This window comes from Nocardioides sp. YIM 152588 (assembly GCF_040191335.1).
GTDB lineage: Bacteria > Actinomycetota > Actinomycetes > Propionibacteriales > Nocardioidaceae > Nocardioides.
On record NZ_JBEGDJ010000081.1, the window covers coordinates 1 to 12,261 of the forward strand.

The window sequence follows — 12,261 nt, forward strand, 5'->3', positions numbered from 1 at the left end:
GCCGGCGCCGGCCGCGCCGGCCGCCCCGGCGGCGGCGCCGGCCACCGAGGTCGACGTCATCGAGCAGCTGCAGAAGCTGGGCGCGCTGCGCGAGCAGGGCATCCTGACCGACGCGGAGTTCGCGGCCCAGAAGGCGAAGCTGCTCGGCTGATGCCGGGTACGCCGGAGGCGGCTCGCGCGTGGTTCGCCGCGGCGGCCGGGGGCTTCCTCGCGCTGCTCCCGGGCATCGACGGCGACCGCCTGGCAGCGGTGGGCCTGGGGGAGTGGGACGTGCGCTCGCTCCTCGGCCACACCTGCCGCGCCTTCAGCACGATCGAGGCGTACCTCGGTGCCACCGGGGACGGCGACGCCCCGCCGGACGCGCTGCTGGGCACGCTGGACTACTTCGTCCTCGCCGCGCAGGGCAGGGCCGACCCCGCTCAGGTCGCGCAGCGCGGACGGGACGCGGGCGCCGCGCTGGGCGACGAGCCGGTCGCGGCCGCGCGGGGGATCGCCGAGCGCGGCCTCGCCGCCGTCGAGCGCACGCCCGACGCGGCGGTGCTCACCACGCCGCTGGGTCCGATGGCGCTGGTCGACTACCTTCCGACCCGCGCCTTCGAACTGACCGTGCACGGCCTCGACCTGGCCCGGGCCACCGGACAGGAGCCCCCGCCGCCGCTGGCGCGGGCGGTGCCGGACTGCCTCGCGCTGGTCGCCGCCGTGCTCTCCACCGACGACCGCGGGGTCGCGGCGCTGCTGGCGCTCACCGGTCGGGAGCCGCTGCCCGCCGGCTTCCGGGTGATCTGAGCCCCGCGACCGCGATCACTTGGTCATGCCGCCGATCTCGAGGTCGGTGGAGGAGATCCTGCGCCCCTTCCCGGTCTTCGCCGAGATCGCGATCAGCTTCCCGTTGTAGGCGCCGCCGAAGAGCCGGCCCTTGGCCGCGACGAGCCCGTACACGTTCTTGAAGCCGGTCTTGCCGACCACCTTCGCCTTCCCCGTGCGCACGTTGACCTTGGCGAGCAGCGTCTTGGCGCGGCCGTTGCGGGACACGGTCGCGTACAGCCGGCCCTTCCGGAACGCCAGGTCACCCGACGACCCCAGGCTGCGACCGAACTCCCCGATGACCGTGGTGGCCCCGGTCTCGTGGTCGATCCTGAACAGCCACCCGCCGATCGAGGCGCCATAGAGCCTCCGGTTCTTCGGCCGCATCGTGAGGGCGTTGGCGTCGCTCACGCCGAGCGACCCCACCCGCGTCGACTCGCCGGTCTCGGTGTCGAGCTCGTACAGGGTGCCGAACCCGATCGCGTACAGCTTCTTCCCCCGTCGGGCGACGTCGGTCAGCTGGGCGCCGGTCGCGCCGATCTCGGTGCTCTTCCCGGTGCGGGTGCGGACCCGGTACAGCACGCTGTCGGGCTCGAAGGTGAGCGCCAGCACGTTCTTGGGTGGCTTCGCCCGCGGCTCCACGCGGTCCGGTGCGCCGCCGGCGGGCGGCGCACCGGACAGTGCGCCGGCTGCCACCACCGCCACCGCGATCGAGGCGATGCGTGCCCGGGTCGTCGTCCTCATGCGCTTCCCCTCCGCGTGTGGGCGTCGTCATCCCAGCCTCGGCAGGATCACGGCGCGGGGCGACACCCGTTTGGGGGAAAGAGCGTCAGGAGTCGAAGCCGAGCCCCAGCCGGTCCAGGGTCCGCAGCCACAGGTTCCGCTTCCCGGTGACGTCGGCGCGGGCCGCGGCCCACCGGGTCAGCTGGATCCCGGTCCACGCCAGCGGCTCGGGCGGGAACGGGATCGGTCGCTCGCGCACCATCGCCAGGCGGGTGCGCTCGGTCTCCTGTCCGCTCAGCAGGTCTAGCATCACGTCGGCGGCGAACCGGGACGCCCCGACGCCGAGGCCGGTGAACCCGGCCGCGTAGGCGACCCGGTCGCCGTGGGCCAGCCCGAAGAAGGCGCAGAACCGGGAGCAGGTGTCGATCACCCCGCCCCAGCGGTGGGTGAACGCCAGACCCGCCAACTGCGGGAACGTCTCGAAGAAGTGCTCGGCGAGCAGCCGGTGGGTGGCCGGGCGCTGCTCGTGCTCGGCGTCGATGGATCGGCCGAAGTGGTAGACCGCGTCGTAGCCGCCCCACAGGATCCGGTCGTCCGCGGTGAGCCGGTAGTAGTGGAACAGGTTGCCCGCGTCGGCGACACCGGCGCGGTGCTCCCAGCCCAGCGAGGCCAGCTGCTCGGCCGAGAGCGGCTCGGTGGCCAGCACGTGGTCGTAGACGGGGACCACCCGGCGGGCCACCCGGGGCAGCAGGTCGGTGAACGCGTTGGTCGCGACGACCACCTGCCCGGCGCGGATCGTGCCCTGGGCGGTGCCCACCTCCACGCCGAGGTCGGTACGCCGCAGGCCGGTCACCGCGGTGTGCTCGGCGATCGTGACGCCGAGCGACTCCGCCGCGTCCGCTAGCCCCCAGGCGAGCCGGGCGGGGTCGACCATCGCGCAGCCCTCGGCGTCCAGCCGCCCGGCCAGGTAGGTCGGGGAGTCGACGAGGCCGCGCACGGCGGCCGCGTCGAGGAAGCCGTCGGCCTCCGGCTCCAGGTCGGCCACCTCGTGCGGCCGGGTGGCCACCGTCAGCTGGCCGGTGCGCTCGAACCCGCAGTCGATGCCGTAGCGGGCGACGGCCTCCTCGATCCGGTCCAGGTTCTCCAGGCCGAGGCGGTCCAGGGCGTCGTACTCGTCGGGCCAGCGGTCGCGGCCGTTGGCCTCGCCGTGGGTGAGGCTGGCCTCGCAGAAGCCGCCGTTGCGGCCGGTGGCGTGCTCGGCGAGGCGGTCGGCCTCGACGAGCAGCACCGACCGGTGCGGGTCGCGCTCCTTGGCCCGCAGCGCGGCCCACAGGCCGGTGAAACCGCCGCCGATGACGACGAGGTCGGCCGTCGCGTCGCCGACCGGCGGCCGGGCGGCGGGCCGGTCGGGGGTGTCGAGCCACAGCACGCTGGGCGCGGCGGCGTCCGCGAGGGCGTGCGCCTCGCTGGTCGGGATCGTCATGGTTCAGGCGCCGCTCGCGGCGGGGTCCATCTCGCGGATCCCCCACGGCGAGCCGTATGCGGTCAGCAGGTCGAGGAACGGCACCGCGTCGAACGCCTCGGGCCCGAGCACGCCGGTGCCCTTCCAGACGCCGGTGGCGAGCAGCTCGAGCGCCACGACCGGGTTGATCGCGGTCTGCCACACGACGCACTGGTGGCCGTACTCGCGCATCGTCCACTCGTTGTCGACCACGTGGTAGAGGTACGTCGAGCGCGGCTGGCCGTCCTTGCCGGTCCCGGTCACCCAGAGCCCGGCGCAGGTCTTGCCGGTCATCCGCGGCCCCACGCCGGCGGGGTCCGGCAGCACCGCGGCGACGACGTCGCGCGGGCTCACCTCGACGCCCTTGACCCGCACCTTCTCGGTGCGGTCCAGGCCGAGCGTGTTGAGCACCTTGAGGATGGTGATGAACTCCTCGCCGAGGCCATACTTGAAGGTCGCCCGCTTGCAGTCGACCCACCGCGGCATGAGGAGCACCTCCTCGTGCTCCACGTTGACGCACTCCACCGGCCCGATGCCCTCGGGGAAGTCGAAGACCTCCGGCTCGGAGAACGGTGCGGTGGTGAACCAGCCGCGCTCCTTCTCCCAGATCACCGGCGGGTTGAGGCACTCCTCGATCGTGGTCCACATCGAGAACGACGGCGCGAAGATCTCGTTGCCGTCCTCGTCGGTGACCACGAGGTTGGCGCCGTCGCGGGTGCCGAGCTCGTCGATCTCGGAGAACAGGTGGTCCGCCGCGTAGCGGGCGAACACGTCGGAGAGGCCCGGCTCGACGCCGATGCCGACCAGCGCGAGCCGGCCGCGCTCCTCCCAGTCCCCGGCGACCGCGAACTGCTCGTCGCCGAGCTTCACCCCGGTCGTCTCGTACGGCGTCTCCGGGTGCGGCCGCGACAGGGACATCGCCATGTCCAGGTAGTCCGCGCCGGCCGCGTACGCGCCGTCGAAGATGGACATGTTGAACACCGGGTCGACCGCGTTCATCACGTGGGTGATGCGGTGCTCGCGGCACAGGGCCGCGACGGCCTCGGCCGAGGAGGCGTCGATCCGCGCGGCGGCGTACCGCTCGTCGGTGGCGGCGGCACGCTCGGCGCGGGCCAGGTCGTAGTCGGCGACCACGATCGTCTCGAAGAAGTCGCGTCGCGCCGCGATCGCGGCGAACGCCGAGCCGACGCCGCCGGCGCCGACCAGGAGGATCCTCATGCGGCGTGATTCCTGTTCAGTCATTGTCGAAGGAGTGCCCAGCGTGGCCATGAGGCGACCCTAGTCAGTATTTCGTCGCCAGTATAGGCATTCCGCAACGAAATCCGTTGTCCACGCGATTGAAACGACGGATTTGCTCGCTCCGGGTCGGCGAGGGGCGGGCCCGCCGACCGTGGCGGTGCGCCGACCCGGTGCTACCAGGGCTGGATGCCCGCGTCGTCGCGGAAGGTGCCGGTCGGTCCGCCGTCCGGCAGGGTCGCCAGCGTCAGGAAGATCGCGGCGCCCTGTTCGGGCGTGCGGAACCCCTGGTGGCCGTTGAGGTCGGTCGCCACGTAGCCCGGGCAGCCGGCGTTGACCAGGATGTCGGTGTCGGCCAGCTCCTTGGCGTACTGGACCGTGATCGCGTTGAGGTAGGACTTGCTGGGGGAGTAGGCGGCCGAGATCGGGCCGACCGTCTCGGCCTGGGCGGTCTGCAGCGCCAGCGAGCCGACGGTGCTCGAGACGTTGACGATCCGCGGCGACGGTGCCCGGCGCAGCATCGGCAGCATCGCGTTGGTCACCCGGACCACGCCGAAGACGTTGGTGTCGACGACCGTCCGCAGCACCTCGAGGCCGACGCTGCTCGGGTCCTGCGGCATGCCGCCGGTGATGCCGGCGTTGTTGACGAGCACGTCCAGGCCACCGAGCTCGTCGAGCTGCTCAGCCGCCGCGGCGACGCTGGCGTCATCGGTGACGTCGAGCGGTACGCCGAGCACGTCGAGCCCCTCGGCGCGCAGCTTGGACACCGCCTCCTCGCGGCGCGCGGTGTCCCGGGCGCCGACGCCGACCCGGAACCCGAGCCGCCCGAGCCCGGCCGCGATCTCGTAGCCGATGCCCTTGTTGGCGCCGGTGACCAGCGCCGTCCTGGTTGCCTGTGCCGTTCCCTGTGCCTGGTTCTCCGTCATGCCCATCATCGTGTCCTCGCGCCGCGGCTCGACACCAAGACCGATCGGGTCGCCGTCGATACCCAGGGGGTATGACGCCAGGTGGGGCCCGCGGCCGGCGGCGGTGTTGCTGTCGGGGGCGTAGCCTCGACGCCGTGGAGGCACGCGAGCTGCGCTATTTCGTCGCCGTGGCCGAGGAGTCCCACGTCGGTCGTGCGGCGGAGCGCCTCGGCATGGCCCAGCCGCCGCTCTCGCGCGCCATCGCACAGCTGGAGCGCCGGCTCGGCGCGGAGCTGTTCGTCCGGACGCCTCGGGGCGTGACGCTCACCAGCGCGGGCGAGACGCTGCTGCGCGAGGGGCGGGTGGCGTTGGCCGCGATCGAGGCGGCGGAGCGGCGGACCCGGCGCGTGGTCGCTGCTGCCGGGCGGCCGCCGGTGGTGCTCACCGCCAAGGCCGGCGCCTCGAGTGAGCTGCTGGCCAAGCTCCTCGCCGCCTACACCGTCGAGGACGACGCAGTGGAGGTGGATGTCGTGCTGAGCCCACCCGGCCACCAGGCGGAGATGCTGCGCGACGGTCGCGCGGACGTCGCGCTGCTGCACCGCCCCTTCGACGACCTCAGCGGCTTCGACACCGAGACGCTGGTGGTCGAGGACCAGGTGCTGGTGCTGCCCGCCGGTCACCCGATGAGCGCCAGGGCCTCGGTGAGCCTCGCGGAGGCCACGTCGCTGCCGGGGCTGCCGATCCCGCGCTGGCCGCGGATCGACGGAAGCTACCCCGAGGGCCCCGGCCCGGAGCTGCACGACGTGACCCAGGTGCTCCAGCTGGTCCGCCTCGGTCGCACCTCGATCGTGCTGCCCGACTCGGCCCGGGCCAACCTTCGCGACGGCCTGGCCGTCGTACCGGTCGTCGACGCGCCCGCGGTGACCACCGTCATCGCGTGGCCGCCGCACAGCACGTCGGTCGGCGTGGCCGGGCTGGTGCGCACGGCGTCACGGCTCTGACGCGAGGCCGGAACGACAGCGGGGCCGGCAGGTCTCCCTGCCGGCCCCGCTGCGGGTGGGTCGTGCGGTCCGACTAGGCCGCCTTCCTCTTCCGGGAGGCGAGCTGGTTGCCGACCACGAGGGCGAGCGCGGCCAGGAACATCACGGTGCCGACCACGTTGACCTGCATCGGGATCCCTCGCTGCGCCGCTCCCCACACGTACATCGGGAACGTGACCGTCTGGCCGGCGTTCAGGTTGGTGATGATGAAGTCGTCGAACGAGAGCGAGAAGCTGAGCAGCGCGGCGGCCGCGATGCCGGGGAAGACCAGCGGGAACGTGACCCGCCAGAACGTCGTCGTCTCGTTCGCGTAGAGGTCCATCGCCGCCTGTTCGAGGTTCGAGTCCAGGCCGCCCAGGCGTGCCTTGACCGCGACGATCACGAACGACAGGCAGAACGTCACGTGGGCGACGAAGATCGTCCAGAAGCCGAGCCGGCCGCCGAGACCGGCGGAGATGAAGAGCGCCAGCAGCGAGGAGCCCATCACGATCTCGGGGGAGGCCATCGGCAGGAAGATCACCGAGTTGATCGCGCCGCGGCCCCGGAACTTGTGCCGGACCAGGGCGAAGGCCGCGAGGGTGCCGATGATCGTGGCGACCAGCGTGGCGAGCAGCCCGATCTCGATGCTGCGCAGCACCGACGCGCACATGCCGTTCGGCTTGCACGGGTCGAGCCAGTTGTCCCAGGTGAAGCCCTGGAACGCGTACAGGTTGCGGGACTTGCTGGCGTCGTTGAAGCTCATCAGCATCACGACGGCGATGGGCACCAGGATGTAGCCCAGGACGATGAGGCCCGCCGCGAGCACCAGGTGCTCGCCGATCCATCGTCCGGTTCGCTGCAGGGCGTTCACACCAGCTCCTCCGTCCCGGCCTTGCGGATGTACACCATGACCATCGCGACGATGATGGCCATGAGGATGACCGACAGCGCGCCGGCCGTCGCGTAGTCGCCGGTGGTCGTGAACAGGTTCTGGATCACGTTGCCGACCATGCGCTGGTTCGGGCTGCCGAGCAGCTCGGCGTTGATGTAGTCGCCGGCCGCCGGGATGAAGGTGAGCAGCGTGCCCGCCACCACGCCCGGCATCGACAGCGGCAGCGTGACCTTGGCGAACCCGCGCGCCGGCGAGGCGTACAGGTCGCTGGCGGCCTCGATCAGGCGGTGGTCCATCTTCTCCAGGCTGGCGTAGAGCGGCAGCACCATGAACGGCAGGAAGTTGTAGACCAGGCCCGCGATCACCGCGACGGGCGTGGCCAGCAGGCGGCCGTCCTCACCGAGCAGGTGCAGGAACTGCAGCGTGTTCACCACGAACCCGTCGTCGGCCAGGATCAGCTTCCAGGACAGCGTGCGCACCAGGAAGCTGGTGAAGAACGGCGCGATGACCAGGATCAGCATGATGTGCCGGAAGCGCCCCGCCTTGAAGGCGATCGCGTAGGCCAGCACGTAGCCCAGCACCAGGCAGATCGCGGTCGCCAGGCCGGCGTACCAGAGCGAGCGCACCAGCGGCTGCCAGTACTCCTGCAGGGCGTGGCCGAAGTTCTGGATGTGGTAGGTGACCTCGTACCCGGTCAGCACCGACCCCTCGGGGTCGTAGAGGCTGGTGGCCAGCAGCGAGTAGAACGGGATGACGAAGAACAGGCCGAGCCACAGGGCCGCTGGCAGCATCAGCCAGTAGCCGGTGAACCGCCCGCGCATCAGGCCTCCTCGAGCACGCCGGCGTTGACGTCCTGGTCGGCCGGCAGGAGGAACGCGAACTCGGGGCGCCACGAGACGTCGACCCGGGTGCCGGCGGGCATCACCGCGCGGCGGCCGGTGTTCTGCTCGAACGCCATCAGCTCCTGGCCCCACGGCATCCGGACCAGGTACTGCGTGCTCACGCCGACGAAGCTGACGTCGGTGATCACGCCGCCGGTCATGTGGTTGCCCGGCGCGTCGATGTGGTCGCCCTCGGGCGCGACCAGCACCTTCTCGGGGCGGATGCCGACCCAGCCGGCGCCGCCGGTGGTGTGGGCGCGGTCGGCCGGGATGGAGACCTGGGTGCCGTGCATGTCGACCTTGACCACGTCGCCCTCGGCGCTGGTCACGGTGCCCGGGATCAGGTTGGACTGGCCCAGGAAGTTGGCCACGAAGGTGGTCTGCGGGTTCTCGTAGAGCTCCGCGGGCGAGCCCATCTGCTCGATGACGCCGGCGTTCATCACCGCGATCGTGTCGGCCATCGTCATCGCCTCCTCCTGGTCGTGCGTGACGTGCACGAAGGTGAGGCCGACCTCGGTCTGGATGCGCTTGAGCTCGATCTGCATCGACCGGCGCAGCTTGAGGTCGAGCGCGCCGAGCGGCTCGTCGAGCAGGAGCACCTCGGGGCGGTTGATCAGGGCCCGGGCGAGCGCGACGCGCTGCTGCTGTCCGCCGGAGAGCTGGGTCGGCTTCTTGCGGGCCTGCGCCTCCAGCTCGACCAGCTCCAGCATCTCCTCGACCTGCCGGTCGACGCCCTTGACCTTGCGGCGGCGCATGCCGAAGGCGACGTTCTCGTGGATGTCGAGGTGCGGGAAGAGCGCGTAGGACTGGAAGACGGTGTTGACCGGGCGCCGGTACGGCTTCTGCCAGGTGATCTCGTCCTCGCCCAGGTGGATCGCGCCCGAGGTGGGCGTCTCCAGGCCGGCGACCATGCGCAGGGTCGTCGTCTTGCCGCAGCCGGACGGGCCGAGCAGGGCGAAGAACGACCCGGCGGGGATGTGCAGGTCGAGCGAGCGCACGGCCGTGAAGGACGCGAACTCCTTGGTGAGCGCGGTGAGCCGGAGGTCCCGTGCGCTTCCGTTGGGGCTGTCAGCCGCCAGTGACATCGGCGAAATCTCCTTCGTAGGCACGGATCTGGAACTCCTCGAGGGCCATGAACGTGTGGGTGGTGGCCAGCGACTCTTCCGTGGGGAAGATCAGCGGGTTGTCGACGAGGGAGGGATCGACCTTCTCCATCGCCTCCTGGGCGCCCTTGACCGGGCAGATGTACCAGACGTAGGCGGCGAGCTTCGCCGCCACTTCCGGCTCGTAGTAGTAGTTGATCCAGTCCTCGGCGTTCGCCTGGTGCGTGGCGAGGTTCGGGATCAGCATGTTGTCGGACCAGATCATCTGGCCCTCCTCGGGCGTGACGAAGACCAGGTTGGGGTCCTCGGCCGCGGCGACGTCGCCGGACCACGCCTCGCAGGCGACGATGTTGCCCGCGGCCAGGTCCTGGATGTACTCGTTGCCGGTGAAGGCGCGGATCTGGCCGTCGCCGCGCGCCTTGCGGAGGCGCTCGATGGCGTTGTCCCACTCGGCGTCGGTGAAGTTGGCGGGGTCCGCGCCCTGCGAGAGCAGGGTCAGGCCCATGGTGTCGCGCATCTCGGTGAGCAGCGAGATCCGGCCCTTGAGGTCGGGGCGGGAGAGCAGCTCCTCGAAGCTGCGCACCTCCTTGACCTTCTCCTTGTTGTAGGCGATGCCGCTCAGGCCGCTCTGCCACGGCGCGGAGTAGTTGCGCTCGGGGTCCCAGCCGACGCCCTTGAGCGAGTCGATCAGGTTGGCGTCGAGGTTCGGCACCCGCGACTTGTCCAGCGGCTGGAGCCAGCCGACCTGGATCATCCGGGCCGCCATCCAGTCGGTCAGCATGAACATGTCGCGCTTGGAGGGCTGGCACGCGCCGAGCTGGTTGACGACCTTGGCGAAGAACTCGAGGTTGTCGTTGACGTCGGCGGTGTAGTCGACCGTGATCCCGAAGTCGCGCTCGAACTGGGTCAGCGTCGAGACGTACTTCTTGCCGTCCTCGTCGATGTACGCCGGCCAGTTCGAGATCACCAGCTTGCGCTGCTCCTCGGACAGGTCGTCCGCGAAGCACGTCGCGGGGTCCTGCTTGCGGTCGGGTGTCCCGAACGCGGGGAGCACCGCGAGGCTCCCCAGGCCGAGCAGCGCTCCCGCTCCTCCGCGTAGCGCCGCCCTGCGGCTCAGTCGGCCTGTCACCGATCGCCACCTCCATGTTTCATGTCCCAAATGCGTCCAGGTGCAGCGCATCGTGGCATGAGCATGGCGGTCTGACAAGGAATTCCGCACTGAGTTAGCACAAACGCAACGAAATCCGTACGTTTGTGTAGCGCGGGCCCCTGGTTTGCTGTGAGGATCGTGGGGTGACCAGATCCAAGCCCGCCCTGTTGGACGACTACTCGAAGGCCATCATCGCCGAGCTGCAGGAGGACGGCCGCCGCTCCTACGCGGCGGTCGGCAAGGCCGTCGGGCTCTCCGAGGCGGCCGTGCGCCAACGCGTGCAGCGCCTCGTCGAGAGCGGCGTGATCCAGGTGGTCGCCGTCACCGACCCCATCGAGATGGGGTTCGCCCGCCAGGCCATGATCGGCGTCCGGGCGACCGGGGAGCTCGAGCCGATCGCGGACGCGCTCGCCGAGATCCCCGAGGTCGACTACGTGGTGGTCACCGCCGGCTCCTACGACCTGCTGGCCGAGGTGGTGGCCGAGAGCGACGACCACCTGCTCCAGATCATCTCCCAGGGCATCCGTGCCATCCCCGGCGTGATCTCGACCGAGACCATGGTCTACCTCAAGCTCCGCAAGCAGACCTACGCCTGGGGCGTGCGCTGAGCCGTACTCCATTTGGGTGATCTGGTGCGGTCCCCGCGCGTGTCGGCGGGGCCGCCGGGCGCAGCGGCGCCACCCTGAGGGCAGCCGAGTCCGCCCGGAGGTGCCGTGCTGCTCCCGACCGACCTCCCCGAGCACCGCACCGTCGGCGGCACCCGCCCCGCCGCGCCGGTCGCGCGCGGGCAGCGCCATCCCGGCGACCTGCCCCACGTGCCCGGGCTGGACGGGATCCGCGCGCTGGCGGTGCTCGCGGTCGTCGGGTTCCACCTCGGCTGGTCGGGGTTCGACGGCGGCCTGCTCGGCGTGGGTGTCTTCTTCACCCTCAGCGGCTTCCTGATCACCCGCATCCTGCTGAGCAGCTATCGCCGCACCGGGACCCTGGAGCTGCGGCGGTTCTGGGTCCACCGCGCCCGGCGGCTGCTGCCTGCACTCCTGGTGATGGTCGGCGTGGTGCTGGCCGCCACCGCGCTGGTCCGGCCCGGGACCGTGGGGGAGCGGTGGGCGGAGGCGCGCGCCGCGCTGCTCTACGTGGCGAACTGGCACACCATCGGCAGCGGCGGGACCTACGCCGACCGGTTCGCGCCGCCCGGGCCGTTCGACCACCTCTGGTCGCTCTCGGTGGAGGAGCAGTTCTACCTGCTCTGGCCGCTGCTCCTGCTGCTGCTCGTCGTGGCGTTCCGGTGGACCCGCGCGGAGGTCGTGGTCGGCACGCTGCTGCTCACCGCCGTCTCCTTCATCCTGCTCGCGCTCCTCGCCCACCCGGGCCTCGACAACACCCGCGCCTACGAGGGGACCGACACCCGGGCCGGCGGCATCCTCTTCGGGGCCGCCCTCGCGGTCGCCTGGCCGCCGCTGGCGCGTCGCCTCTCCGTGCGCGGATCGGTCGGGGTCGGGGCGCTCCGCGCCCTGCTCGACGTGGCCGGGCTGGCGGCGCTGGTCGGGATCGCCTGGCTCGTCGCTGGCACCGACCAGTACGCGCCCTCGCTCTACACCTGGCGCCTCGCGCTCCTCGGGGCACTCACCGCGGTCCTCGTCGCCGCCGTCGCCGCGCCCCGGTCCGCCCTGGGCGTCCTGCTCCGGCCGCTCCCGCTGCGCTGGCTCGGCGAGCGCTCCTACGGGATCTACCTGTGGCACGTCCCCGTCCTCTGCTGGCTGGCCCCGGCGGGCGCCGCCGCCCTGCGGCCCGGCACGTCGGTGGCGGTCCTGGTGCTCACCGTCGCGCTGGCCGAGGCGTCCTGGCGCGGCGTCGAGGAGCCGATCCGCCGGCACGGCCTGCTCGGCGCGCTCCGCGTCGTACGGCGCCGCCGGCTGCCGCGGGCGTGGGGGCGCCGGTCGGTGCGGCTGCCGGTGGTCCCGGTGGGCGTGCTGACGCTCGCCGCGGCCGGGACGCTCGCGCTGGTCGCCTGCCACGCGGTCTCGGGCCTGGCGGGCGCCGCGCCGTC

Annotated in this window: 13 protein-coding genes; 5 read left to right on the forward strand and 8 right to left on the reverse strand. The window is 71.7% G+C overall.

Translation table 11 applies throughout. The features are described 5' to 3' along the window. Positions 1-67 precede the first annotated feature (67 nt). Positions 68-151, forward strand: a complete 84-nt coding sequence (locus tag ABLM29_RS21305; protein ID WP_349716621.1) for an SHOCT domain-containing protein — start codon at positions 68-70, stop codon at positions 149-151. Then, entirely contained in the window at positions 151-786 is a 636-nt protein-coding gene (locus ABLM29_RS21310; RefSeq protein ID WP_349716608.1) for a maleylpyruvate isomerase family mycothiol-dependent enzyme, read from the forward strand. The genes ABLM29_RS21305 and ABLM29_RS21310 overlap by 1 nt, the downstream gene beginning before the upstream one ends. Before the next feature lie 15 nt (positions 787-801). On the opposite strand, the gene ABLM29_RS21315 is transcribed toward ABLM29_RS21310, so the two are convergent. The 4 genes from ABLM29_RS21315 to ABLM29_RS21330 all read right to left on the reverse strand — a co-directional run bounded on the left by ABLM29_RS21315 (position 802) and on the right by ABLM29_RS21330 (position 5,190). Next, positions 802-1,548: a DUF6923 family protein gene (locus tag ABLM29_RS21315; protein WP_349716609.1), complete on the reverse strand. Its 747-nt coding sequence runs from the start codon at positions 1,546-1,548 to the stop codon at positions 802-804. An 85-nt stretch (positions 1,549-1,633) separates the two neighbouring features. Then, positions 1,634-3,010, reverse strand: coding sequence for an NAD(P)/FAD-dependent oxidoreductase (locus tag ABLM29_RS21320; protein ID WP_349716610.1), 1,377 nt, complete (start codon positions 3,008-3,010; stop codon positions 1,634-1,636). A 3-nt stretch (positions 3,011-3,013) separates the two neighbouring features. Further along, complete coding sequence (locus ABLM29_RS21325) at positions 3,014-4,246, reverse strand: saccharopine dehydrogenase family protein (RefSeq protein ID WP_349716611.1); 1,233 nt, start codon at positions 4,244-4,246, stop codon at positions 3,014-3,016. Positions 4,247-4,440: 194 nt separating this feature from the next. Then, on the reverse strand, positions 4,441-5,190 hold the full coding sequence (locus ABLM29_RS21330; RefSeq protein WP_349716612.1) for an SDR family oxidoreductase: 750 nt from the start codon (positions 5,188-5,190) through the stop codon (positions 4,441-4,443). Between the two features lie 134 nt (positions 5,191-5,324). On the opposite strand from ABLM29_RS21330, the gene ABLM29_RS21335 reads away from it, so the two are divergent. Then, positions 5,325-6,170 (forward strand): LysR family transcriptional regulator, encoded by an 846-nt coding sequence (locus ABLM29_RS21335; protein ID WP_349716613.1) that lies wholly within the window; start codon positions 5,325-5,327, stop codon positions 6,168-6,170. 73 nt (positions 6,171-6,243) lie between these two features. Here ABLM29_RS21335 and ABLM29_RS21340 read toward each other — a convergent pair whose 3' ends face one another. The 4 genes from ABLM29_RS21340 to ABLM29_RS21355 are packed head-to-tail and all read right to left on the reverse strand — an operon-like array spanning position 6,244 to position 10,193. Beyond that, positions 6,244-7,059, reverse strand: coding sequence for an ABC transporter permease (locus ABLM29_RS21340; protein WP_349716614.1), 816 nt, complete (start codon positions 7,057-7,059; stop codon positions 6,244-6,246). Then, positions 7,056-7,901, reverse strand: a complete 846-nt coding sequence (locus ABLM29_RS21345) for an ABC transporter permease (RefSeq protein ID WP_349716615.1) — start codon at positions 7,899-7,901, stop codon at positions 7,056-7,058. The genes ABLM29_RS21340 and ABLM29_RS21345 overlap by 4 nt, the downstream gene beginning before the upstream one ends. Further along, positions 7,901-9,046, reverse strand: coding sequence for an ABC transporter ATP-binding protein (locus tag ABLM29_RS21350; protein ID WP_349716616.1), 1,146 nt, complete (start codon positions 9,044-9,046; stop codon positions 7,901-7,903). The genes ABLM29_RS21345 and ABLM29_RS21350 overlap by 1 nt, the downstream gene beginning before the upstream one ends. Continuing rightward, a complete protein-coding gene (locus ABLM29_RS21355; protein ID WP_349716617.1) occupies positions 9,030-10,193 on the reverse strand; it encodes a polyamine ABC transporter substrate-binding protein in 1,164 nt (387 codons plus the stop codon). Before ABLM29_RS21355 ends, ABLM29_RS21350 begins: the two co-directional genes overlap by 17 nt. A 164-nt stretch (positions 10,194-10,357) precedes the next feature. Here ABLM29_RS21355 and ABLM29_RS21360 point away from each other — a divergent pair, with 164 nt between their 5' ends. Further along, complete coding sequence (locus tag ABLM29_RS21360) at positions 10,358-10,822, forward strand: Lrp/AsnC family transcriptional regulator (RefSeq protein WP_349716618.1); 465 nt, start codon at positions 10,358-10,360, stop codon at positions 10,820-10,822. Between the two features lie 105 nt (positions 10,823-10,927). Continuing rightward, the coding region (locus tag ABLM29_RS21365) for an acyltransferase family protein (RefSeq protein WP_349716619.1) at positions 10,928-12,261 on the forward strand (1,334 nt) is incomplete at its 3' end.